Genomic DNA, 22,332 nt, shown 5'->3' on the forward strand with positions numbered 1-22,332 from the left:
CGGCTAGCTTAGCGCAGCGGCCCCCAGATCTTCTGAAGGAAGGCCAGCATCTTGGGGTCGATCCTTTGGATCGTGGCGCGATCATAAGGAAACGCGCAGTTCCGCGACAGATAGGCCTGCGAATAGGTGGCGAAGAACTCGCCCGGGTCTCGGAACGCATAGGCCTGCGTCTTGCGGCCGCAATTGTCGAAGCCGTCCGGGTGGGCAAGCCACGCCGCCTCCCACATCCGCTGAATGCGGTTGGAATTCTTGATGCGCCGGTCGTGGTAGACATGCGCCAGCTCGTGGAAGACCACGGTGCCCTGCGTGCCGTCCTTGGCAAACAAGGCGTTCAATTGGACGCCCTGATACTTATCGGGGTTCATACCGTTCGTGCGCAGCCACGTCCTGCTGGGGAAGTACTGGCCGATCACGTGATGGCCGTCATTGCCGCGCGAGGTGACATCCAACCAGATCCTGGCCTTGACCACCTGCCGCATCGCCTCGGGGCGGATACTGCTGCGTATCTTCGCCAGTTGCGCGTCCAGATTGCGCAACATCGTTTGCTTCAAGCTGGGGCGCGCGTTGACCGAGGGCGAGACCAGCACGGTCCACTCATAGATCTTTAGCGCCTCATGCTCTGAGGTCTTTTCATAGGCCGCGGCATGGCCGCCAAACAAAAGCGCGGCGGCGCAAACCACGCCGGCAAGGGCTCGGATCATGTTAAAATTCCTACCCGGTCTGGCACTTGCCGCGCGAGCCGTTGGTCGTCGCGTAGCGGCCATATGCGCCCAGCTTGGCACTGAAGCGGCCCGACTTTGGGATGAATGTGTATGTCACTGAGCGGTCATGAGAGCCATCGGCTTCGAGATCGAACTTAAAATATAGGCGCCCGCCCTTTCTTTGCACCGAACCCGAGCCGTAATAGTTGGAGACGACGTCGTCCCCATTCACCCGGAACTCAATCACCTTTGGGAACCACGATTCCGCCGCCTGCGCATTCACAAATCCGTTAGAGGACAATGATGTGCGCACGCAGCGAAAGTTTTCTGCCAATATGGGCGTCGCTGTAAGCGCCAATAGGGCCGCCGAAAGTAATAATCTCATCTGGGATCTCCAAATTATACTGTGATTTCGCCACCGTGATTAACTCGTGATCTTGCAACTTAATTCGGGGCACGCAAGCGAATTTCCAGCGCCATTGCACGTGACCCGCCCGGATGCCGCGTCGTTCCGTCTCCCGATCAGTTCCCAAATTTTTTGCGGCAAGCCTCTGAAAACTTTGCACTTGGGTTGTTTCCCACTACATAGAGGTCAGAAAGTAAATGAGGATAACATGCCCCTGCCCTTCGACGGCGCCATCAGCGCCTTCTTCGAAAGTGAGGCCCCCGAGGCCCTGCGCACCGCCATTCAGGGCGCCGGCAAGCGGGACATCCTGTCGCCCAGCTACCCCCATGACGCAAGGATGAAGCGCACACCCTACGAGGACAGCATGGCCGCGCTGCAGCGCGAGCTGGTCAAGCTGCAGGCCGACGTGAAGGAAACCGGCAAGCGCGTTGTGGTGGTGTTTGAGGGCCGCGATGCCGCCGGGAAGGGCGGCACCATCAAGCGCTTCCGCGAGAACCTCAACCCGCGCTCGGCCCGGGTCGTGGCGCTGTCCAAGCCCAGCGACCGCGAGGCCGGGGAATGGTATTTCCAGCGCTACGTCCGGCAACTGCCCACCGAGGGCGAGATCGCGCTGTTTGACCGCTCTTGGTACAACCGCGGCGTGGTCGAGAAGGTGTTCGGCTTTTGCGAAGATACCGACCGCGAGCGCTTCTTTGGGCAGTTGCCAGCCTTCGAGCAGATGCTGGTCGACGAGGGCATCACGCTGGTCAAGATCTGGCTCAATGTGGGGCGCGCCGAGCAGCTGCGCCGCTTCCTGGCGCGTGAGGGCGACCCGCTCAAGCAGTGGAAGCTGAGCTGGATCGACGTGGAGGGGCTGAAACGCTGGGACGCCTATTCCGACGCCATCGCCGAGACCTTCGAGCGGTCGCACCGCCCGCACGCGCCCTGGACCATCGTGCGCAGCGACGATAAGCGCCGCGCGCGCATCGCCGCCATCCGCGCGGTGCTCTGCCAGGTCGACTACGCTGGCAAGATCGCAGAGCACGCCTGCGCCCCGGACCCCAAGATCTGCGGCGGGCCGGAGATCTGGCACGGCTCCGACGCTGGCACGGAAGGCTAGGCGACGGTGCCCAAGCGCGGCTATCACCACGGCAACCTGCGCCAAGCGCTGGTCGACGCCGCGCTCGAGCTGATCGAGAGCCGCGGGCCCACGGGCTTTACGCTGTCGGAGGCCGCCAAGCAGGCGGGCGTGACCCCTGCCGCGGTCTATCGCCACTTTGAGGGACGCGAGGACCTGATCGCCGAGGCCGCGCGGCAGGGCTACGAGATCTTCGCCGATCTGATGGAGTACGCCTATGACAGCGGCCAGCCCTCGGCACTAGCCAGCTTTGAGGCCACGGGCCGCGCCTATCTGGCCTTCGCGCGCAAGCATCCGGGGCATTACGTGGCGATGTTCGAGAGCGGCATCTCGATCAACCGCACCGCTGATCTTGCCCTGGCCGCCGGACGCGCAAGCGCGGTGCTCGAGAAGGCCGCCACCGAGCTTTCCGAGCACATCCCACCGGAAAAACGCCCGCCCGCGGCGATGTTCTCGGCGCATATCTGGGCCATGAGCCACGGCGTGGTAGAGCTTTTTGCCCGCGGCGAGGCCGGGGCGCGGGCACCGTTCTCGCCCGAGGATCTGCTGGAATCTGGCATCGGCGTCTACCTGCGCGGGCTGGGTCTTGTGCCACCGGACGAATAAATCGCAAACAATTGTAAATTTCAAACATCTGTTGCGCCAAAGACTCATGGAAACAACCTAAAGGTAATACATCTCGAACATTTATCTGACCTAGGGTAAGTTTCAGCCCAACTTGCACGATATCAAGCAAGGCAGGACAGGTTATGATTAGTAAAGCAAATAAAACGGCAGCGAGTGTTCTTATCGCGGCAACGGCACTCTCTGGCTGCGCCAACAGCACGATCCACAAGACCAGCCAACTGGGCGAGTTCAACATGCTGGCGCTGGACGCCAAGCAGCGCTTGGTCATCTCGGGCCGCCGCCCGGTCTATAAGGACCCAAAGACCGGGTACTTCACCGGCGGCGAGTACGTAATCTGCAGCGAACCCAGCCCCGATGCCCTGGTGGCGGCGTCCTCTTACGCGGCTTCGACCTTCTCGGACGCTGACGACACCAACCTCTCTGCCGCGTTCGGCACGGGCGAGGCCGCAAGCTCGCTGGGCGTGCGCACGCAGACCATCCAGCTCTTGCGCGACGGGTATTTCCGGATCTGCGAGGCCTATCTCAATGGCGCCATCGGCCAGGAAGAGTATCGCCGGGTGATCGCCGCGATCGATGTCTTCATGATCACCCTCGTGGGCATTCAAGCAATCGGCGGCGTCATCAAATCCGAACCTGTCCAGGTCAGCGCGGGCTCGAACTCGACCTCTTCGCTTGTCACCAGCGGCGCGGAGCTTACGGACGCGCAAAAGCAGGTCCTCCAAGAGGCGCTCGACACGAATGCGGCCGACCGCACGGACGCACAAAACGCGCTGATCCAAGAAGCCATCGATGGTAGTGGCGGAAACACCTCTGCTGTAAACGCAGGCGGTGTGCAAACGGACAGTTCGGTTGGGAGCCTGACCTTCAACGTCGCCGGGCTTACCAACGACGCAGATCGCACCGCCTTTATCACCGCACTTGGCATGGCCAATAAGCTTTCTGACAAACAGGTTGCTGGCATCAAAGAGATCGTATCGCTCTACTTGCGGCAGCGCCCGCCGGGGCTTGCACGTTAACGCCAGTGCCCGTCGGGGAGATCCCTAGCCGGTCTTCGCCGCGGTTATTGCTTCATTTAACGAACCGAGCGCCTTAGTGACGTAGGGCGGCCCAAAGCGTTATCGAGCCCCTATGAGGCCCGGTTTGAAGCGGCGACATCATCGCCCTGGTGAAGCTTTGCGCTCACGCCTCGTCGTCACCCTTGTAATACCCGATCACGTCACCCTCGGTGGTGCAGCCCAGCCCGTTCAGCAAACGGTTGGAATAGTTGAAATAGGCGCAGACCTGGTTGACCTCCAGGATCTCGCCGTCCTCGCAACCCGCCAGCTTAAGCGCCTCGAAATCCGAGCGCACCATGCGCCCCACATCCGACGTCAGCTTGGCCGCGTAGCGCAGCAGGGCCAGCTCCTTGCCCTGGAACTCATCCTCGGGGCGCTGTGCCTTTAACGCGGTGAAGATCCGGTCCGAGCGCGGCTGATCCCGCAGCAGGTTGCGCACATTCATGAAGTGATGCGTCAGCGAATAGGTGCAATCGTTCAGGATCGAGGTGTAGCTGGCCACGACCTCAAGGAACCAAAACGGCAGCGTGTTGTCCTCGGAATGCAGCACCGAACGGTAGAGCGCCACATGCCCCGCCATCGTCTGGGGCCGCAGCGAGTGTACCCGCATCACCGTGTCCACCGTGCCATGCGGCGTGCGCGCCTGATCCAACAGCGCCTTCAGGCGTTCATCCGCCGCCTCATCGCTGATCATCTCTATCCAAGCGGTCATCGGCGCCCCTCCCCGGTGCTTTTTTGCTTTGCGTAATATCAAAGCCTCGCTAGCATCCCAGGCGGGGAGAGGCAAAGATGCCCGACCAGGGGGACATTCTGCGCGCATGTGAGAACATGCTGATCCGCTGCGCCGGGCTTGCGCCGGGGGCGCGCGTTTTGATCATCCGCGAACCGCCCGAAGAGATGTTCTATTGGGACTGCGCCGTGGAGGCGGTGCAATGGGGCGCGACGGCGCTTGGCTTTCAGGTGGATGTCTTGGAGGTTCCCTTCACGCCCGCGGCCTGCCTACCGCCCAAGGACCTGATCGAAGCCATGCGCGTGGTCGACCTGACCGTGTTTCTGGCGCGCTGCGGCGACCAGATCCGCTATCACGACTGGCCCGCGGGGACCCGCGCGATGATCTGCTACGCGCTGGACGGCGCCATGCTGGGCTCTTCCTTCGGCTGGTTGGACCATCACGGCATGGTCGCGATCCGCGATGCCGCCGATACGGCCATCGCCGCCGCGCAAGAGATCCATGTCACCTGCCCCGCCGGGACCGAGCTTATCGGCCGCATCGACGCCCAGGGGCCAGAGCCCCGCGACACGACAACGATCCGCTTTCCGCTGTCGGTGCATACGCCGGTGCCCGCGCGGCACTTTTCGGGCCGCGTGGCGCAGCGGGGCTTCCTGGTGGGCACGGGGTCGAACTATTACGAGCCCTACTCCCTTGGCCTTGAGGAAACGCTCGTCCTAGAGATACGCGACGGGCGGATCGTTGGCTTCGCTGGCAATACCGCCGATGTCGCCCGCGCCGAGGCGCATTACGCCCATGTGGCCGGGCTTTTTGAGATCGACGCGCATTTTGTGCATTCCTGGCACGCGGGCATCCATCCAGGCTGCGCCTTCGCGCCGGACGCGCGGCTCGCGCCAGAGCGCTGGAGCAACGGCGCCTTCGGCTCGCCACGCATCCTGCATGTGCATAGCTGCGGAGCCTATGCCCCAGGAGAGATATCGCTGAACGTCCTGGACCCGACGGTCAGGCTGGATGGTGTCGCGATCTGGGAGCACGGGCGGCTGCGGCCAGAGCTGCTGCCCGGTGGGCCCGAGATTCTGCGCGCCTATCCGGAACTGGCCGAGGCCTATCGCGACCCCGCCCAGCATTGCGGGTTTGCCGGTGTCGAGACCTCAGGCACCGCCTGATTCAGCAGCGATGCGCTTGTCCACCTTGGCGCGGAACCGCATCGCCCCCGCATCCAGCCCGAGGTTCATATAGGGCGTGGCCGGGTCGGTCATGCCGATCTGTACCGCCTCCAGCACCTCCTTGTCCTCGTTGAACGCCATCGTGGCGCCCTCGAACATGCGTTGGTTGGTGGCTTCGTTGTCGGGGTCCGTGTTGCGGTGCTGAAACCAGAAATAGAGCGCGTTGGCCTCATCCACCGGCGTGATGAAGTTGTAGGAGATGTTGATATAGGCGTCCTGAGGCAACGCCGTCCCCGGCCCGCCGGTGCCCGCGCGGGTGTAAACGCTCATGTTTATCGCCGTGGAGGGCAAGCGGCACTCGTAATGTTGCTTGCGGTCGGTCGCGTCGCCAAAGGCCAGCATGTCCCGGTAATAGGGCGGCGCGGGCTCGCCCATGATCCAGCGGCTGACGATGACGCCCTCGTCGATATCCTCCAGGTCCAGCGGGCGATTATCCGTGCCCGCCCCCGCAAAAGAGCCCACATGCACCCAAGCCACATGGCTGGGGTCCAGAAGGTTATCTATGACATAGAGATAGTTGCAGGCGATTGTTAAAGCGCCGCGCGCGGTCTTGCCCCAAGCCGGGTTGTCGTAGTTGGGGATGTCGATGATCTCGCCCGGGGCATCCTCGCCCATCCAGATCCAAAGGAACCCATAGCGGTCCTCAACCGGGTAGCTGCGCACGCGTGCCCGCTTTGGAATCGGGTCGCCCTGGGTCGGCGCGCTGACGCAAGCGCCCGCCCCGTCAAAGGTCAGCCCGTGGTAGCCGCACTCCACCCGGTCGCCATGAAGATTGCCCATAGAGAGCGGTAATTTGCGGTGCGGGCAGGCATCCTCGAGCGCCGCGGGGCTGCCATCGGGCCTGCGAAAGATCACTACGCGCGCGCCCAGCAGCTTTAGCGCGGTCAGCTTGGCCTCGAAATCCACGCTGCGCCCGGCGACGTACCAGGCATTTCGAATGAATTTTGCGGAGTGCAAGTTACCCCCTCCCTACCGCCCTCTATTGTTTGGCGATTCGCTGAATATTCTTCTAACGCGATCCGGCCGTGCCCAATTCGCGCCAATCCCCGCTCATGTCGCGCCCTCTCCGGCCCACAGGTCAAACGCCGCCAGCGCCTTGGCGGAATAGGCATAGGACGGCCCGCCGCCCATATAGGTCGCCATGGCCAAGGCCTCGCAGAGCTCGTCGCGCGTGATCCCCAGCCGGATCAGCGCCTTGATGTGGAAGCCGATGCAGCTGTCACAGCGCGTGGCGATGGCGATGCCTAGCGCCATGATTTCCTTGGTCTTCTCGTCCAGCGCGCCGCCCTTTTTGGCCGCCGCACCCATCTGATTGAAGCCCTTCGCCGTCTCGGGCATCTCCTTCGACAGCGCGGTGATGTTCGCGACCGTCTCGTCCATGAAGTCGTCCCAATTCATCGCTCCCCTCCCCGGTGATCCTTTCGGGCCACCCTAATGGGGCACCCAAGCCTTGCCAATGCGGGACGTTTTGCGCCCATACGCGGCCTAAAGTTCGAACTCAAAAGGCAGGTTAGCGATCTCCAACGCGCTGTTAACCGAGGTCGCATTCACAAAAGTCGTACTCTCCTGGACCTGCACCCCCGCGCTTGCATGGACATGGCCAAAGCAATGGAGCCTTGGCCCCAGCGCTTTGACGCGCCCGGCGAGTAGAGGGCACCCCAGCGACTGTCCCCGGCTTGAGACGTCCAGCACGCCCGCGGGCGGCGTGTGCGTGATCAGCACATCGACATCCGCCGGGATCTTCAACCAGGCCGCTCGCAGGGCGCGCTCATTGGCGTAAAACGCATGGCGGCTCAGCTCTGGCACCCAGGGCGCGCCGTAGAACTTGACGCCAGAGATTGTCACGCTGGTATCATGCAGCACGGTTGCATTCCGGTAGGGTTGCGGCGTGCGTCGCAGCGCAGCCTCTAAGCCCCGATCGTGGTTCCCACCCACATAGAGGATGTGCTCAAAGTCCTGGCGACCAAACCATTCATCAATACTTTCAAGGTCATAGCCGGACGCGCCAAACAGATCCTCCGCGTCACCGCAATGGATCAGAACGTCACCACTCAGGCGCCCCAGTCGCGCATGGCCCCCATGGGTGTCGCCGACGATAACCAGTTTCATTGCATGCGGTCGCCGACCTTCGCGCCTCTATCCGCGCTCATCACTGCCCATCCTGCGTTCCAGCCAGCGCACGCCCGCCGAGATGATCAGCACCAGGACGAGATATTCCAGGATCAAGAGCGAGTAGATCTCAAGCGGGCGATATTCTGTCACCACCAACTCATTGGCGCGGCGCGTCAGCTCTTGCATACCGATCACCGAGGCGAAGGCCGACATCTTCACGATATAGATGAACTGATTGGCCAGCGGCGGCAGGATGCGCCGGATCGCCTGCGGCAGGATCACATAACGCATCGTCTGGACATAGCGCAGACCGACCGTTTGCGCCGCCTCGGTCTGGCCCTTGGCTATGGATTGGATGCCCGCGCGGTAGATCTCGGCGGTAAACGCGCTGTCAGAGATCGCCAGCGTGATGATCGCCCCCCAAAATGGATCAATCGGGATGTTCAGCCCCATCGAGCGGAAGATGATCGGCAGCCCGTAAAAAACCCAGAAGAGCATCGGCAGCAGGGGGATGGACCGGACGAACTCGACATAGACGCGGTTCCAGATGCGGATGTACCAGCGATCCGAGAGCCCCGGCAGTGCGACCAACAGACCAATCGTGATCGACAGCGCCGCCGCGATCAGCGAGATTAGGATCGTGTCCCCCATTCCGCCGATCAGGAACTTGATATTGGTCCAGCCCGTCGGCGTTGAGGGGTTGATGACGTACCAGCCCCAGGTCGCGGAAGAGCTGCACCCCGACAGCACCATCAGCCCCGCGCAGAGCAGGAACAGGTTAACCGGGCGGGCGCCAAACACGGACCGGTTTGATTGCAAAATCTTCACTAATGCGCCCCGATCTGCGACGCGGCGCCGCGCGCGGCGTCAAACTCCAGCGGCGTAAGGGAAATGTTATCCGAATCGGCCCAGGATCGAGGGCGGTAGGGAGGGGGAAATTCGCACAAGGCGTTTACCAAATCTTCATCTCCCTTAATGGCTCAGAATCTGGCTGAGGAAGGTTTGGCAGCGCTTTGATTTAGGCGCCTCGAAGAACTCTGCCGGGGGCCCTGTCTCGACGATCTCGCCCGCGTCCATGAACACCATCTGATCGGCGACCTTGCGGGCGAACCCCATCTCGTGGGTGACCACAATCATGGTCATGCCCTCCTCGGCCAGTTCCACCATCACGTCGAGCACTTCCGATATCATCTCGGGATCCAGCGCAGATGTCGGCTCGTCGAACAGCATCACCTTTTGCTCCATACAGAGCGAGCGCGCGATGGCCACGCGTTGCTGCTGCCCGCCCGAGAGCTGCGCGGGGCGTTTATCGGCCTGTTCAGGGATCCGCACCCGCTCCAGATAGTGCCGCGCGCGCGCCTCGGCCTCTGCACGCGACAGGCCGCGGGATTTCATCGGCCCAAGCGTCAGGTTCTGCAGCACCGTCAGATGCGGGAACAAGTTGAACTGTTGGAACACCATGCCGACCTCGCCGCCCAGATCCTCTGGCCGCTCGGTCACTTGCGCCCCGTTGATCCGGATCGCGCCCTTTTGGTGCAGCTCCAGCCGGTTGATGCAGCGCACCACCGTGGACTTGCCCGAGCCCGACGGGCCGCAAACCACCACACGCTCGCCCTCGGCGACCGATAGGTTGATGTCCTTGAGAACGTGGAAATCACCGAACCACTTGTTCACGCCGACCATTTCGATGGCTGTTTCGGCCATGATCCCCCCTGTATCTCCTCTTCGGAGAAGATTCTTCTTGAGGTTAGGGCCGTAATATTCACAAATTCAAGGGACAATGCGCGCCAGGAGGCAGCGCGGTACCTGGGAGAGACGATATGAAACACTGGATGACCGCAATTGCGGCGGGCGCCGTAAGCCTCGGGCTGGCTGTATCCGCTGGCGCGCAGTCGGCGCTGAACGAGATCCTCGACAGTGGAACTTTGAAATTCGGCACCACGGGCGACTGGAATCCGATGTCTGTGCGCGATCCGGCCACCAACAGCTATAAGGGTTTCGATATCGATGTGGCCACCGAGCTTGCCAAGGACCTGGGCGTCGAGGTCGAGTTCGTGCCCACCGATTGGAAAACGCTGGTCAACGGCGTGGTCGCTGGCAAGTACCACATGACCGGCTCTGCTTCGATCTCGCCACCACGCATGAAGGTCGCGGGCTTCTCGGAAAGCTATATCGCGGTCGAGATCGTTCCGTTCACGACCCCCGATAAGGCCGGCAGCTTTGATGGCTATGAATCTGTGAACAAACCCGAGGTGAAGGTCGCCACCACGCTTGGTACCACCTTCGAAGCGCTGGTGCGCGAGTGGTTCCCTGACGCCGACATCAAGGTCGTCGAGGCCCCGGCCCGCGGCTTCCAAGAGGTGCTGGCCGGTCGCGCCGACGTGTTCATCACTTCCAATATCGAGGGCTCGACGCTGAAGGCCAAGCACGGCGTGGTGCAGGTGCCTGGGACCGAACCGCGCTCGCCCTCGCCCATCGCGATGCTGCTGCCCCAGGACGATCAGGTCTGGATCAACTACGTCAATAACTGGGTGAAGGTGAAGCAGGCCAAGGGCTTCTTTGACGCGACCCGCGAGAAATGGGGCCTGTAAGCTCTGACAAATACGGAAGGGTCGCCCCACGCGGCCCTTTTTTCTTGCCGTGAAGCTGGCGCATTGCACCTGGTACGAGGTCGCCGATTACCTCAGTAGCAAGCGGGGGATCCTCTTGCCCTGCGGCTCTACAGAGCAACACGGGCCGATGGGGTTGATCGGAACAGACGCCATTTGCGCCACGGAAATCGCCGGGCGCGTGGCCAATGTCACGAACTCCTTGGTCGCCCCGGAGCTGGCCTACACACCCGCGCCCTTCAATACCGGATTTCCGGGAACGATCTCTGTGTCGGCGGGGCTCTTTGAAAATCTCGCGCGCGAGATTCTGACGGGCCTGCACGCCCAGGGCTTCGAGCGCATCTACGTTTTGAACGGCCACGGGGCCAACCTAGAGCCGCTGCGCACGGCCATGGCCGGGTTACCGGAAGGCACCGTCAGGCTGCGCAGTTGGTGGGATTTTAACGCGGTGAATGCGCGCCGCCAGGAGTTCTACGGCAGCTGGGAAGGTATGCACGCCACGCCAGCGGAGGTCGCGATTACCCAAGCCACCACGCGCGAAACCCGCCATACCGATGCCGACGCGCCGCCCGCGAGACTGTCAGCCGACTACATCGCGGCCCATGCCGGTGACAAGCATGGCCCGCCCGCTGAGCATAGGGCCTCCTTTCCCGATGGTCGCGTTGGGTCGCATTCCGCCCTGGCGACGCCCGAGCATGGTCGCGCGTTGCTTGCGGCGGCGACAAAAGCGATCGCCGACGACTTTAGCGCCTTCACTGCGACGATTTAGCCCGCGCAGCGCACGGATTTGTTAACCTGATCTAAAGGCACCCGCCCCGCATAATATGCGGGTGGTGGTCGGGGCCTTGCCCCGACTCAGTCCCCCAACCACCACCCGTGGAGGGTGGCATGATTCGGGTTGAGAATTCATGAACCGCTGAAGGATCAGGGCGCGCCAACGCGACTGGCTCTCGACCTCGCCCCGCTAAGCTACACCGTCTCAGAGCGCCGCGTTACGCGCAGTCGGATACCGTCCTTGGCGCGCACCGTCAGAAACGCCACGGGCACGGGCTCGTCCTCTGGCAGGGGCTCAAACCGGAAGGCGCCCACAAGCTGCGACAGCAGCAAGGGGCCCTCGACCATCGCGAACCCCGCCCCGGTGCAGACGCGCTTGCCCGCCGAGAAGGGCATATAGGCCTCGCGCAGGCATTTCTTGCCATTCTCGGTCGCGTAGCGGTCCGGGTCAAAAGCGTCCGGTTGCTCCCAGAGCCGCTCGTGGCGATGCAAATGCCAGGGGCTCAGCACCACTTGGCTGCCCTTGCGCAGCTTGCGGTCGCGGAATTGCTCGGGACAGGTCGTCTCGCGCACCATCATCGGCACAGGCGGGTAAAGCCGCAGGGTCTCGCGGAACACGTCGCGGGTGAAACGCAGCTTGGCCATGTCGCCGAATTGCGGGTCCGGCATCGCGGCGGCCTCTGAGGCCACCCGCTCTTGGGCTTCTGGGTTGGTGGCCAGCAGGTAGAGCGCCCAGCTTAGCGCCGAGGCGCTGGTCTCGTGCCCGGCTAGGAAAAAGATCGCGACCTGGTCGACCATCTCCTGCGTGTCAAATCGGCGCCCGGTCTGGCTGTCCGGCGTGGTCATGATCTTGGTGGCAAGGTCATCCGGCGCGGTCCCGGCCTCTATCGACCACATGCGATCCGTGGTCAGCTGCGCGATGAGGCGGCGGATCACCTTGGCGGAACGCTTTGTGGCGGGGCGATGAAATCGCGGCATCCAGCGCGGCAGCGGCAGGAAGGCGGCAAGGTTCAGGATCGGCTGCGAGCGCTGATAGGCGCGGAAATGGGTAAAGACCTGGGCGGCGATCTGGTGCTCGATCGGGATCGAGAAGAGCGTGCGAAAGATCACATCCGCCGCGGCATGGCTCATCTCTTCCTCGACCTCGACGCGCCCTTCGCGCATGCGCGCCACGGCGGCCCGGCCCGCGGCTTTCATCGCCGGGAATGTGTCGCGCAGCCGCCCGCCCTCGAAGGCCGGGTCAATGATGCGGCGCTGGCGCAGCCAGGTCTCGCCATTGGTCAGAAAGACCGAGTTCCCAAGCAGCGGGCGCAGCCCCTCGCCGATACGCTCGGACTTTGGGAACGCCATCGGGCGGGCCTTGAGAACCTCCTCCACCAGGTCCGGCTGGTTCACCAAATAGCTGCGGAAGAACGGCGTGCGAAACTCGGCCATCCAGGCGCGGTAGAGCTTTGCCGGCTGCGCGCTGAGGATGTCCTGGCGGAACAGCTTGGCATAGCGCCAGAGCGACACGCGCCCCTCGCGAGACGGTGGTTTCGGCGGCTGCTTTGCGGTCATGCGGCCATGGAGGTATAGCGCGACGCGGCAACGTCGATGCGGCTTTGGCTGGGCTTGCGCCCCTTATAGCGCGCGCCAAGGGTCAGCGGACCCGCGGTGATCTGGAAGTAATCGTAATCGCCTGGGTTGTCGAAGGCGCAGAGATACTGGAAATGCAGCCGGAAGAAACGCCAGCGCAGCTTGGCCCAGGTCTCGGGCTTCAGGGTCTTGGTGAAGGCCGCAGAGAGGATCAGCGGGCCCTTCTGACCCGTCTCCGGCGCCACGCCCGACACCGCTACTGGGTCGCACAAAGCAAAGGCGCAGCCATCGCCGGGGGCGGTCACGTCCACCCAGGCGATCTGCTCGCACTGGCTCAGGTAATGCAGGTCGGCGCGCAGCCGGTCGGCCTTGGGCAGGAAAGACACCATTGGCACCACCTGCCCCAGCGACAGAAACGACAGAGCCGGGCCGTTCGCGGGCAGCCGCCCCGCGCGCATCAGATCCGCCAAGATTGACACCGCCAGATGCGCGCCCGAGGAATGCCCGACCACCAAGACCTCGTCGCCCTCGTCGGTGAGCGCGTTGGCGATGATGTCTGTGAACTCTGACATGCGCGCCTCAAGCTCTGGCGGGTTGGCGCCGCCGTGCTGGGCCGAGTAGGCGTAGTCGTGCATCAGGTAATAGGCAAAAAGCTTGTTGTCCTTAACGCGGAACCAGCGCAGCGCGTAGACAAAGACCGGGAGCGCCAGGGCATATCCCGCCAAGGGCGCGAGCCCGATCCAAGCAAGGACCGCGACGCAGATCGTCGCCGCCGCCCACGCCAAGAGCAGCGCGATCAGAAGCTGAAAGATGAGCATGCCAACCGGGTAAAGCGCGGCGATCACCGGCCCCTTGCGCAGCCACATCAGCCGCCGCAGCGTGCCGCTGGCGATATAGGTCCAGGCGGTGCGGGCGAGTTGCCAATAGGTCGCCGGGATCGAATTCGACATCGAATTGCGCACGATGTCGGACCAGACCAGCACCTCCACTTCCGCTTCGACCTCTGCACCATTGATCTCGGCCTCCAGCCCCCAACCATAGCGGGCGGCGCCCCTGCGGGGCGCGATCCTAATGTCGTAGCCAGAGATCTCTGCCTGCGCCGCGCTCTCCTTGCGATAAAGCTCGCGATACCGGCGCGGATGGATCGGGTCGTAGCCGGGGATGTAGAACACCCGGCGGCGCCTGACGGTCTGGGCCTGCTCTGCTGCCATAAAGGACAACCTTCACTCTTTTTAAAGTGCATAGCGCAAAACTGGGGCGAAAATAAGCCACTTGGCGCAGCAAACCGACGCCTTGGACGACCGGCGCCTTCCCCGGTGGACCCCCCCGGAGCGCTGCGCTAAGACGCAGGCAAGACAGCCCCGGAAAGGAAGCCCAAAATGTCCGGCCACGGCCCCGCAATCCCGATGACCTCGCGCAAGGCGACACCGCTGCGCGGCGTGGCCAATGTGCCCGGCGACAAATCGATCTCGCACCGCTCGCTGATCCTGGGCGCGATGACCGTGGGCGAGACCCGGATCACGGGGCTCTTGGAGGGCCAGGACGTGCTGGATACCGGCAAGGCCATGCGCGCCTTCGGCGCTGAGGTGATCGAGCATGGCGGCGGCGAGTACTCGGTGCATGGCGTGGGGGTCGGCGGCTTTGCCGAGCCCGAGGACGTGATCGACTGCGGCAATGCGGGCACCGGCGTGCGCCTGATCATGGGCGCGATGGCGACCACGCCGATCAGCGCTACGTTTACCGGCGACGGGTCCCTGCGCAAGCGTCCCATGGGGCGGATCACCGATCCGCTGGCGCTGTTCGGTGCGCGCTCTTACGGGCGCGCGGGCGGGCGCCTGCCGCTGACCATCGTCGGCGCCGCAGAGCCCATGCCGGTGCGCTACACGCTGCCCATGGCCTCGGCCCAGGTGAAATCCGCGGTGCTCTTGGCGGGGCTGAACGCGCCGGGCCAGACCGTGGTGATCGAACCAGAGGCCACACGCGACCACACCGAGCGCATGCTGCGCGGCTTTGGCGCCGACCTGACCGTCGAGGACACCGACGAGGGCCGCGTGATCACCCTGACCGGACAGCCAGAATTCACGCCGCAGACTATCGCCGTGCCGCGCGACCCCTCCAGCGCCGCCTTCCCGGTATGCGCGGCGCTGATCACCGAGGGCTCTGACCTGCTGGTGCCCAATATCGGGCTGAACCCCACCCGCGCGGGGCTCTTCACCACGCTGCGCGAGATGGGCGCCGACCTGACCTATGAGAACGCGCGCGAGGAGGGCGGCGAGCCGGTGGCCGATCTGCGGGCGCGCTTCTCGCCCAATATGAAGGGGATCGAGGTCGACCCCGACCGCGCGGCATCCATGATCGACGAATACCCGGTGCTGTCCGTTGTGGCGGCGAACGCCGAGGGCAAGACGCATATGCCCGGCGTCAAGGAGCTGCGCGTCAAGGAAAGCGACCGGATTGATGCGATGGCCAAGGGACTGCGCGCCAACGGGATCACCGTTGACGAGGGCGAGGACTGGTGGTCGATTGACGGCCGCGGCCCGGGCGGCATGCCCGGCGGCGGCACCGCGGCCAGCGAGCTGGACCACCGCATCGCGATGTCCTTCATGGTAGCGGGCATGGCTGCGCAGAAACCTGTCTCGATCGACGACGCCTCCCCCATCGTGACGTCCTTTCCGATCTTCGAGGAGCTGATGACCGCGCTGGGGGCCTCGCTGACACGGGATAACCGATGACGCCCTTCTACATCGGCGCGGCGTTCCGCATGGCGGCGGGCAGCGCGGTGCTGGAAAACGGCACGCCGGTGCAGGCGGGCATGGGGCTGTTCCTGGTCCCGGCGGCGGACCTGCGGTCCGCGATCCTCGCCTGGCTTGACGAGATGGACCATCTCAGCCTGACGCCCGTTCTCCTGCACGGCTGCGGCGCTCTGGAAGACTTCATCGCCGCGTACCAGATCATCCCCATCGACCCAGACGAAGCCGCGGCCATGGCCGCGCAGGCGCTGGAGACCGGCCAGATCGTGACCAGCGACATCTTTGGCGCCGAAATGCCCGAGACCGCCGCCAAGGGGATCTGGTTCGGCCTGGTTGAGCACGCCGATGGCAGCTTGCAAGAGGCGTGCATCGCAGCGGCGACCCTGCGGGCGGCGATTGAGCCCATTGATGCCGAGGTCGCAGGCCTGCGCGGGATACACGGCTTCTCAGATATGTGCCTGGCCGACGATCAGGCCACATTTGCCGGAAAACCGCTGGCGCTTGCCGCTTTGGCGGTGTCGCAAGGCCCCACGGGCCAGCTACATCTCGGGGAGACCCTGGAAGAGGACTGATCCCAATGCCAAGCGGAAGCTGCCTATGCGGACAAGTGACCTTTCGCGTAGATGGCCCGTTGCGCCCGGTGGTGAACTGCCACTGCCAGCAGTGCCGCAAGACCAGCGGGCACCATGTGGCGGCGACCTCGGCGCGGCGCGACAAGGTGGAGGTCACCGGCGAGGTCACCTGGTATCACGCCTCCGAAAGCGCGCGGCGCGGTTTCTGCGCCGTTTGCGGCTCCAGCCTATTCTGGGACGGCCCGGGCGAGAACCTCTCGATCCATGCGGGCACGCTTGATGGCGAAACCGGGCTTAAGACGGTCGGGCATATCTATTGCGCCGACATGGGCGATTACTATGCCCTGTCTGACGACCTGCCAAAGGCCGAGGGGCGCGACCCCAAATTGACCACGATGGTCAATAACGATCTGTAGAGGTTCTGTTGGTTTGGGCCTGGAGCGGGCCTTTGGGAGCGCCAAATCTCTTGCAAGAGATTTGCACTTTCCTTCCAAGGAAAGTGGGGCCCGCAAACCGGCGAGCGGTCGCTTTTAAGCGGTCAATTCGGGGCGCGCCAAAGAAACTCTTTCAAGAGTTTCGCAATTTTCTTGCAAGAAAATTGCGTCGCGCCAAGGTTCACTGGAGGCCAGATGCACGCCACCAGACCGCAGCGCAAGCGAATTAGCCTATGTAACCCAGCGCCGGGAACGTACTCAGCAGCCAATTGGCGATATCGGTGAACTTGCCCGTGACCAGGAGCAGCCCCACCAGCACCAGCAGCGCACCCGAGGTCTTCTCGACCGCGTTGAGATGGCGCTTCAGCCAGGCCATTAGCCCGGAGAGCCGCGGCAGGAAGGCCGCAAGCAGCAGGAACGGGATGCCCAGGCCCGCCGCGTAAAGCGCCAAGAGGAAGGTGCCGCGCGATACGTCGCCCTCTGAGGCGGCGAGCGTCAGGATGCCACCCAGGATCGGGCCCAGGCAGGGCGTCCAGCCGAAGGCAAAGGCCAGCCCCAACACATAGGCCCCAAAGGCGCTGCCGCCGCGATCGCCCGCGTCCAAGCGCGCCTCCTGGTCAAGGAACTTGATCCGGTAGACCCCCAGGAAGTGCAGCCCGAACCCAATCACCAATACGCCCGCACCGGTGATGAACCAATCCTGCCATTCCAGGAACATCATCCCCATCGCGGAAAAGGCGAAACCCAGGATCAAGAACACCGTCGAGAGGCCGAGAACAAAGAACATCGCCGTGAAAAGCGCGCGCCGGCGCGCGCTGCTGTCCTCGCCCATATCGCGCACGGATACGCCGCCCATATAGGCCAGGTAAGGCAGCGCAACCGGCAGCACACAAGGGCTTAGGAAGGACAATAGCCCCCCGAACAGCGCGAACGCCATCGCGGTCAAAAGCCCCGCGTCGATGATATCTATGCCCAGCATGGCGCCTCTTTTTGCTTTCGCTCGCCAAGCCTTAGCCGGTCCGGCAGAAGAAATCACTAAAGCTTCCGTCACAAGATTGTGGACAGAGTGTAACATGTCTCATAGTCAGATAGGATGGACGCCAACCACATTCTTGATGCCAAGGGGCTGCTTTGCCCCCTGCCCGTCCTGAAGGCCCGCAAGCGTCTTCAGGAGCTGAGCGCCGGAGAGATCCTGCGGGTCGAGGCCGATGACCCTGCCGCAGTCGTGGACATTCCGCATTTTTGCGCCGAGGCGGGCCATGAGCTGCTCGAGGCGACCATGGCCGCAAGCGGCCAGATCTACCTGATTCGCAAACGCGGCTGAACCTCCGCGCATCGCTCGCAGTTGCAAGCCTGATCCGGCGGACTTTGCTGCACGCAAAAAAATTGGGGCGCACGCGGCGCCCCAAGTTTTCGATTTTGTCTATCAGGCGATTACCGCCCTAAGGACCACCAACCGCGACGTTTGGGCTTGGGCGGGCCATCCTCTTTGGGCGCTTCCTCTGCCGTGGCTTCCGCCATGGCGGGCTCGGGCTGTGGCTCTGGGGTTGCCTCAGGCTCTGGTGCCGTCTTTGGCTCTGGCGCTTCTTCGGCTTCCGCTGCGACGGGCTCGGCAGCAGGTTCAGCCACTGCAGCGGGCTCGGCAACCGTTTCGGCCACTGGGGCGGGCTCCGCGACTGGTTCGGCCTCTGGGGTAGCCTCTGGAGCGGCCTCGACCTCGGCCACAGCCTCAACCTCTGCAGGCGCCTCGTCCTGCTTCTTGCGGCTGCGCGTCGCCCGCTTGCGCTTTGGCTTCTCGACGGGGGTCTCTTCCTCCGTTGGGGCCTCAGCAACCGCTTCTTCTGCGGGTTCTGGTGCGGGCTCAACCGTCTCTGCCGCAGCCTCTTCGGTCGGTGCTTCCTCTTCGGCCTTCTTTGCACGAGAGCGACGGCGGCGCGGTTTCTTCGGCGCCTCTTCTTCGGCTGGCGTCTCAGGTGCCTCGGCTACAGCCTCCTCGGTCCCTTGCGGGCCCTCTTCGGCAGGTGCCTCCGCAGTCGTCATGCCGTTCTCTTCGGTCTGAGCCTCGGCCGCATCACCGCCGCCACCGCGGCGCCGACGCCGCCGACGACGGCGCTTTTTGGGCTGATCGCCACCCTCTTGAGTCTCTTGAGCTTGGGTCTCCTGGCTCTCTTGCGCCTCGGTCGCCGCCAGTTCTTCTTCGTCTTCCTCGATGTCGGGCATCATCGACGCGTCCACAGAGACCACCGGCGCGGATTGCGTGACCACGCGGGTCGCGGTCTTGAACTTCTCAATCGTGAAGTCGGGAGAGATCATGAACGGATCGGCCTCGATCCGGACCGCCAGACCATAGCGCGCCTCGATCTGGGCGACGTGCTCGCGCTTTTGGTTCATCAGGTAATTCACGATGGCCACAGGCGCTTTCAGCAGCACTTCGCGGTTCTTGCGACGGGTGCCCTCTTCCTCGAGCTGACGCAGGATCGACAGCGCCAGGTTGTCATCCGAGCGCACCAGCCCGGTGCCGTGACAGGCCGCGCAGGGCTGGGTGGTGGCTTCGATCATGCCGGGGCGCAGACGCTGGCGGGACATCTCCATCAGGCCAAAGCCCGAGATGCGGCCCACCTGGATGCGCGCGCGATCGGTCTTGAGCCGGTCCTTAAAGCGTTTCTCGACGGCGGAGTTGTTCTTACGCTCCTCCATGTCGATGAAGTCGATCACGATCAGACCCGCAAGGTCCCGCAGGCGCAGCTGGCGGGCGACCTCCTCGGCGGCCTCCAGGTTCGTCTTAAGCGCCGTCTCCTCGATCGAGCCCTCCTTGGTGGCCCGGCCAGAGTTCACGTCGATCGCCACCAGCGCCTCGGTCACACCGATTACGATATAGCCGCCAGAGCGCAGTTGCACCGTCGAGTTGAACATGGCCGACAGGTAGCTTTCCACCTGATGGCGCGCAAAGAGCGGCATCGGGTCGGTGTAGAGCTTCACGTTTTTGGCGTGGGACGGCATGATCATCTTCATGAAGTCCTTGGCGGTGCGGTAACCGCCCTCGCCCTCAACCAGCACCTCGTCAATCTCGCGGCTGTAAAGGTCGCGGATGGAGCGCTTGATCAGATCGCCCTCTTCATAGATCTTCGCCGGCGCGATGGATTTCAGCGTCAGCTCGCGGATCTGCTCCCAGAGCCGCTGCAGGTATTCGTAGTCGCGCTTGACCTCGGACTTGGTCCGCTTGGCGCCCGCGGTGCGGATAATCAGACCGGCGCCGTCAGGCACATCAATCTCGCCCGCTATCTCTTTGAGTTTCTTGCGGTCCGCGGCGTTCGTGATCTTGCGCGAGATGCCGCCGCCACGCGCGGTGTTCGGCATCAGAACGCAGTAGCGGCCTGCAAGCGACAGATAGGTCGTCAGCGCTGCGCCCTTGTTGCCGCGCTCTTCCTTGACCACCTGCACCAGCATGATCTGGCGGACCTTGACCACCTCTTGGATCTTATAGCGGCGCGGGCGGGGCTTGCGCGGCTGGCGAATCTCTTCGGACACGTCCTCATCGGCGACGGATTCGATCTCGTCATCGTGGTCGGTGGCGTCGCGGACCTTCTTGGGGTCCTCGTCATCGCCATCATTGTCATCGCCATTAGTGGGCGCCTCGGCAGCTTCGGCAGAGGCCTCCTCAACCACAGGGGCGGCCTTTTTGGGTTTGCGCCGCGTGCGGGTTTTCTTGACCGGCGCCTCCTCAGCCGCTGGCGCGGCCTCCTCGGCAGATGCGTCTGCTTCGGCTGGCGGGTCCGTTGCGGGCACCTCGGAGGGCGCCTCAGAGCTGGTATCCTCGGTCACCGGCTCGGCTTCGGCGGTATCGCCATCCTCGTCGGTGATCTGCGCGTCCTTGCTGTCGGTCGCCATGGCAACCGTCTTTGGGCCGTCCTCACCGTCGCTTTGGGGCGCATCGTCGGCTTCGGCATCGGCCTCGGCGACCGCAGCCGGGGCTTCCACCGCGGCCTCTGCCTCTGGCGCGGGCTCTGCCTCTGCGACCACCTGCGGCTCCGCGACGGGCTCGGTCTCTGCCACCAGCGTGTCGGCGCCTTGGTCGTCCGCCGGCGCGTCGTCGAGGTCTACGACCTCCATGCCGCCAATCTGAGCGCCCTTGGGCTCTGATTTCGGAGCGTCGTTCGCGGCCGTCTCTTCCTCGGACGCCTTGCCGCGCGTGCGACGTCGCCGCGTGCGCTTGGGCTTCTGGCGCTCGTCTTCTTCCGCGGCCTGGGCTTCGGCATAGGCCTTTTCCTCGGCCAAGAGCGCTTCGCGATCCGCGACCGGGATCTGGTAATAGTCTGGGTGGATTTCCGAGAAGGCCAGGAACCCGTGCCGATTGCCGCCATACTCGACGAAAGCGGCCTGCAACGAGGGTTCGACCCTCGAAACCTTGGCTAGATAGATATTGCCAGCGAGCTGGCGTTTGTTTTCTGATTCAAAGTCGAACTCCTCGACCTTGTTTCCGTCCACCACCACAACGCGGGTTTCTTCCGCGTGGGTGGCATCGATAAGCATTTTCTTCGCCATTGCGTTTCTCTGCACCACATGCCGGGGCCCGCCCCTGGGGGCGCTAGGCTTTGGTTATGGTGGCTTATTTGGGCGATGGGTGTGGCGCATGCAGAGGTCACGGCGGGCGTATTCGCCCGCGTGCACGTCCTGATCTGCTCTTCGCGCCGCATCGCGGTTTGCTCCGGTGGGTTGTTGCCATATACGCAACATTCCACCCGTTCATGGCCCAGCGTTTCCGAACTCTGGGCAATTTCCTGATCCGCGGGACGGGTCCACGCGTGACCTGGTTTGGTATTCTTGGCCGCCCTGGCCGGTCGCTATGCCGGGCCGCTGGGCGTCAAGAAATCTCGTCGCGACAGGATGCACCGGTCGCTTACCCACAACATAGGGTGTACAGGCACCGGATTACAATGCGGAAAATCAACCAAATTGGCCGCGCCCTGTTCGCAGCCTAGGCCAAGAGCCCAAGTTGCGTCAGCCCGGCGCGCAGATTTGACGCCACAATCTGGCCCAGGCGCGGCAGTGGCGCGCCCGGTGGGCGCAATCCGGGGACCTGCACCGCCGTGCAGCCCGCGCGCACCGCCGCGGTGATGCCCGGATCACTGTCCTCGAACGCCACGCAGCGCGTGGCCTCCACCCCCAGAACGTCTGCCCCCGCCAAGTAGGGCGCGGGATCGGGCTTGTTCGCGGCGACCTCATCACCACCGATCACCGCCTCAAAATGATCCGCAATGCCTGCCATTTGCAGATGGTGGCGCGCGCGTTTGCCCGAGGTCGACGTCACGACCGCCATGCGCCACCCCGCTTTCGACAGGGCCGCGAGGCTCTCGGCCACCGTCGCGCAAAGCGGCACATCAATGGCCAAGAAGCGCTCCACCGCGGCCATCCAGTCTTGAATGAACAGCCCAGCGTCAACCGATGGCGGCAGGGCCTCGGCAATGAGCGCGTCGGCCTGCGCCCCGGCCACCCCCACCAGCGACAGGAAAAGCGCGCGCGCCTGCGCCTCCGAGATGCCATGCGCCGAAAGCGCCTCTATGCCGCAATCGAGATAGACCCGCTCTGTGTCCAAGAGCAGGCCATCCATATCAAAAAGAATTGCGTCGAATTCCGCCATCCGGGC

23 protein-coding genes are annotated in these 22,332 nt (G+C 63.7%); 10 read left to right on the plus strand and 13 right to left on the minus strand.

Going from position 1 to position 22,332, the window contains the following annotated elements; genetic code table 11:
- Positions 1 to 8: 8 nt before the first annotated feature.
- Both AIOL_RS12075 and AIOL_RS12080 read right to left on the minus strand, forming a co-directional pair.
- On the minus strand, positions 9 to 701 hold the full coding sequence (locus tag AIOL_RS12075; protein WP_049643205.1) for a hypothetical protein: 693 nt from the start codon (positions 699 to 701) through the stop codon (positions 9 to 11).
- 10 nt (positions 702 to 711) lie between these two features.
- Positions 712 to 1,086, minus strand: a complete 375-nt coding sequence (locus tag AIOL_RS12080) for a hypothetical protein (RefSeq protein WP_152912508.1) — start codon at positions 1,084 to 1,086, stop codon at positions 712 to 714.
- Positions 1,087 to 1,315: 229 nt separating this feature from the next.
- Here AIOL_RS12080 and ppk2 point away from each other — a divergent pair, with 229 nt between their 5' ends.
- From ppk2 to AIOL_RS12095, 3 genes are all read left to right on the plus strand, one after another.
- Complete coding sequence (gene ppk2 / locus AIOL_RS12085) at positions 1,316 to 2,206, plus strand: polyphosphate kinase 2 (protein WP_049643207.1); 891 nt, start codon at positions 1,316 to 1,318, stop codon at positions 2,204 to 2,206.
- A gap of 6 nt (positions 2,207 to 2,212) precedes the next feature.
- Complete coding sequence (locus AIOL_RS12090; RefSeq protein WP_049643208.1) at positions 2,213 to 2,830, plus strand: TetR/AcrR family transcriptional regulator; 618 nt, start codon at positions 2,213 to 2,215, stop codon at positions 2,828 to 2,830.
- Positions 2,831 to 2,973: 143 nt separating this feature from the next.
- Positions 2,974 to 3,867, plus strand: a complete 894-nt coding sequence (locus AIOL_RS12095) for a hypothetical protein (protein ID WP_049643209.1) — start codon at positions 2,974 to 2,976, stop codon at positions 3,865 to 3,867.
- Between the two features lie 163 nt (positions 3,868 to 4,030).
- On the opposite strand, the gene AIOL_RS12100 is transcribed toward AIOL_RS12095, so the two are convergent.
- Positions 4,031 to 4,618: a carboxymuconolactone decarboxylase family protein gene (locus AIOL_RS12100; protein ID WP_049643210.1), complete on the minus strand. Its 588-nt coding sequence runs from the start codon at positions 4,616 to 4,618 to the stop codon at positions 4,031 to 4,033.
- Positions 4,619 to 4,695: 77 nt separating this feature from the next.
- On the opposite strand from AIOL_RS12100, the gene AIOL_RS12105 reads away from it, so the two are divergent.
- Positions 4,696 to 5,802: a hypothetical protein gene (locus AIOL_RS12105; protein WP_049643211.1), complete on the plus strand. Its 1,107-nt coding sequence runs from the start codon at positions 4,696 to 4,698 to the stop codon at positions 5,800 to 5,802.
- Here AIOL_RS12105 and AIOL_RS12110 read toward each other — a convergent pair.
- From AIOL_RS12110 to AIOL_RS12130, 5 genes are all read right to left on the minus strand, one after another.
- The gene (locus AIOL_RS12110) at positions 5,788 to 6,819 is read right to left on the minus strand and encodes an aromatic ring-hydroxylating dioxygenase subunit alpha (RefSeq protein WP_049643212.1); all 1,032 of its coding nucleotides are present in this window, start codon (positions 6,817 to 6,819) and stop codon (positions 5,788 to 5,790) included. The two genes, AIOL_RS12105 and AIOL_RS12110, sit on opposite strands and share 15 nt — an antisense overlap.
- Before the next feature lie 93 nt (positions 6,820 to 6,912).
- Positions 6,913 to 7,260 (minus strand): carboxymuconolactone decarboxylase family protein, encoded by a 348-nt coding sequence (locus AIOL_RS12115; RefSeq protein ID WP_049643213.1) that lies wholly within the window; start codon positions 7,258 to 7,260, stop codon positions 6,913 to 6,915.
- A gap of 87 nt (positions 7,261 to 7,347) precedes the next feature.
- On the minus strand, positions 7,348 to 7,971 hold the full coding sequence (locus tag AIOL_RS12120; RefSeq protein WP_049643214.1) for a metallophosphoesterase family protein: 624 nt from the start codon (positions 7,969 to 7,971) through the stop codon (positions 7,348 to 7,350).
- Between the two features lie 27 nt (positions 7,972 to 7,998).
- Positions 7,999 to 8,727 carry an amino acid ABC transporter permease gene (locus tag AIOL_RS12125; protein WP_049645418.1) on the minus strand — a complete coding sequence of 243 codons (729 nt, stop codon included), beginning with the start codon at positions 8,725 to 8,727 and terminating at the stop codon, positions 7,999 to 8,001.
- Positions 8,728 to 8,946: 219 nt separating this feature from the next.
- Positions 8,947 to 9,678 carry an amino acid ABC transporter ATP-binding protein gene (locus tag AIOL_RS12130; protein ID WP_049643215.1) on the minus strand — a complete coding sequence of 244 codons (732 nt, stop codon included), beginning with the start codon at positions 9,676 to 9,678 and terminating at the stop codon, positions 8,947 to 8,949.
- Between the two features lie 116 nt (positions 9,679 to 9,794).
- Here AIOL_RS12130 and AIOL_RS12135 point away from each other — a divergent pair, with 116 nt between their 5' ends.
- Complete coding sequence (locus AIOL_RS12135) at positions 9,795 to 10,565, plus strand: transporter substrate-binding domain-containing protein (RefSeq protein ID WP_049643216.1); 771 nt, start codon at positions 9,795 to 9,797, stop codon at positions 10,563 to 10,565.
- Between the two features lie 49 nt (positions 10,566 to 10,614).
- Positions 10,615 to 11,352, plus strand: coding sequence for a creatininase family protein (locus tag AIOL_RS12140; protein ID WP_049643217.1), 738 nt, complete (start codon positions 10,615 to 10,617; stop codon positions 11,350 to 11,352).
- A 200-nt stretch (positions 11,353 to 11,552) separates the two neighbouring features.
- On the opposite strand, the gene AIOL_RS12145 is transcribed toward AIOL_RS12140, so the two are convergent.
- A complete protein-coding gene (locus AIOL_RS12145) occupies positions 11,553 to 12,914 on the minus strand; it encodes a cytochrome P450 (RefSeq protein WP_049643218.1) in 1,362 nt (453 codons plus the stop codon).
- On the minus strand, positions 12,911 to 14,143 hold the full coding sequence (locus tag AIOL_RS12150) for a hypothetical protein (protein WP_049643219.1): 1,233 nt from the start codon (positions 14,141 to 14,143) through the stop codon (positions 12,911 to 12,913). Before AIOL_RS12150 ends, AIOL_RS12145 begins: the two co-directional genes overlap by 4 nt.
- A gap of 168 nt (positions 14,144 to 14,311) precedes the next feature.
- Between AIOL_RS12150 and aroA the strand changes: the two genes are divergently transcribed.
- Genes aroA through AIOL_RS12165 form a run of 3 tightly spaced genes read left to right on the plus strand, consistent with a single transcriptional unit; the run spans position 14,312 to position 16,670 of the window.
- Entirely contained in the window at positions 14,312 to 15,664 is a 1,353-nt protein-coding gene (gene aroA, locus AIOL_RS12155) for a 3-phosphoshikimate 1-carboxyvinyltransferase (RefSeq protein ID WP_049643220.1), read from the plus strand.
- On the plus strand, positions 15,661 to 16,254 hold the full coding sequence (locus AIOL_RS12160; protein WP_049643221.1) for a hypothetical protein: 594 nt from the start codon (positions 15,661 to 15,663) through the stop codon (positions 16,252 to 16,254). Before aroA ends, AIOL_RS12160 begins: the two co-directional genes overlap by 4 nt.
- Before the next feature lie 5 nt (positions 16,255 to 16,259).
- Positions 16,260 to 16,670: a GFA family protein gene (locus AIOL_RS12165; protein ID WP_049643222.1), complete on the plus strand. Its 411-nt coding sequence runs from the start codon at positions 16,260 to 16,262 to the stop codon at positions 16,668 to 16,670.
- 244 nt (positions 16,671 to 16,914) lie between these two features.
- Here AIOL_RS12165 and AIOL_RS12170 read toward each other — a convergent pair whose 3' ends face one another.
- The gene (locus AIOL_RS12170) at positions 16,915 to 17,667 is read right to left on the minus strand and encodes a cytochrome c biogenesis CcdA family protein (protein WP_049643223.1); all 753 of its coding nucleotides are present in this window, start codon (positions 17,665 to 17,667) and stop codon (positions 16,915 to 16,917) included.
- A gap of 114 nt (positions 17,668 to 17,781) precedes the next feature.
- Here AIOL_RS12170 and AIOL_RS12175 point away from each other — a divergent pair, with 114 nt between their 5' ends.
- Positions 17,782 to 18,012: a sulfurtransferase TusA family protein gene (locus AIOL_RS12175; RefSeq protein WP_049643224.1), complete on the plus strand. Its 231-nt coding sequence runs from the start codon at positions 17,782 to 17,784 to the stop codon at positions 18,010 to 18,012.
- A gap of 110 nt (positions 18,013 to 18,122) precedes the next feature.
- On the opposite strand, the gene AIOL_RS12180 is transcribed toward AIOL_RS12175, so the two are convergent.
- Together AIOL_RS12180 and AIOL_RS12185 are read right to left on the minus strand one after the other, a co-directional pair.
- The gene (locus AIOL_RS12180; RefSeq protein WP_049643225.1) at positions 18,123 to 21,230 is read right to left on the minus strand and encodes an Rne/Rng family ribonuclease; all 3,108 of its coding nucleotides are present in this window, start codon (positions 21,228 to 21,230) and stop codon (positions 18,123 to 18,125) included.
- A gap of 433 nt (positions 21,231 to 21,663) precedes the next feature.
- Positions 21,664 to 22,326 (minus strand): HAD family hydrolase, encoded by a 663-nt coding sequence (locus AIOL_RS12185; RefSeq protein WP_049643226.1) that lies wholly within the window; start codon positions 22,324 to 22,326, stop codon positions 21,664 to 21,666.
- Between the last annotated feature and the right edge of the window lie 6 nt (positions 22,327 to 22,332).

This window comes from Candidatus Rhodobacter oscarellae (genome assembly GCF_001078595.1).
Lineage (GTDB): Bacteria > Pseudomonadota > Alphaproteobacteria > Rhodobacterales > Rhodobacteraceae > Rhodobacter_B > Rhodobacter_B oscarellae.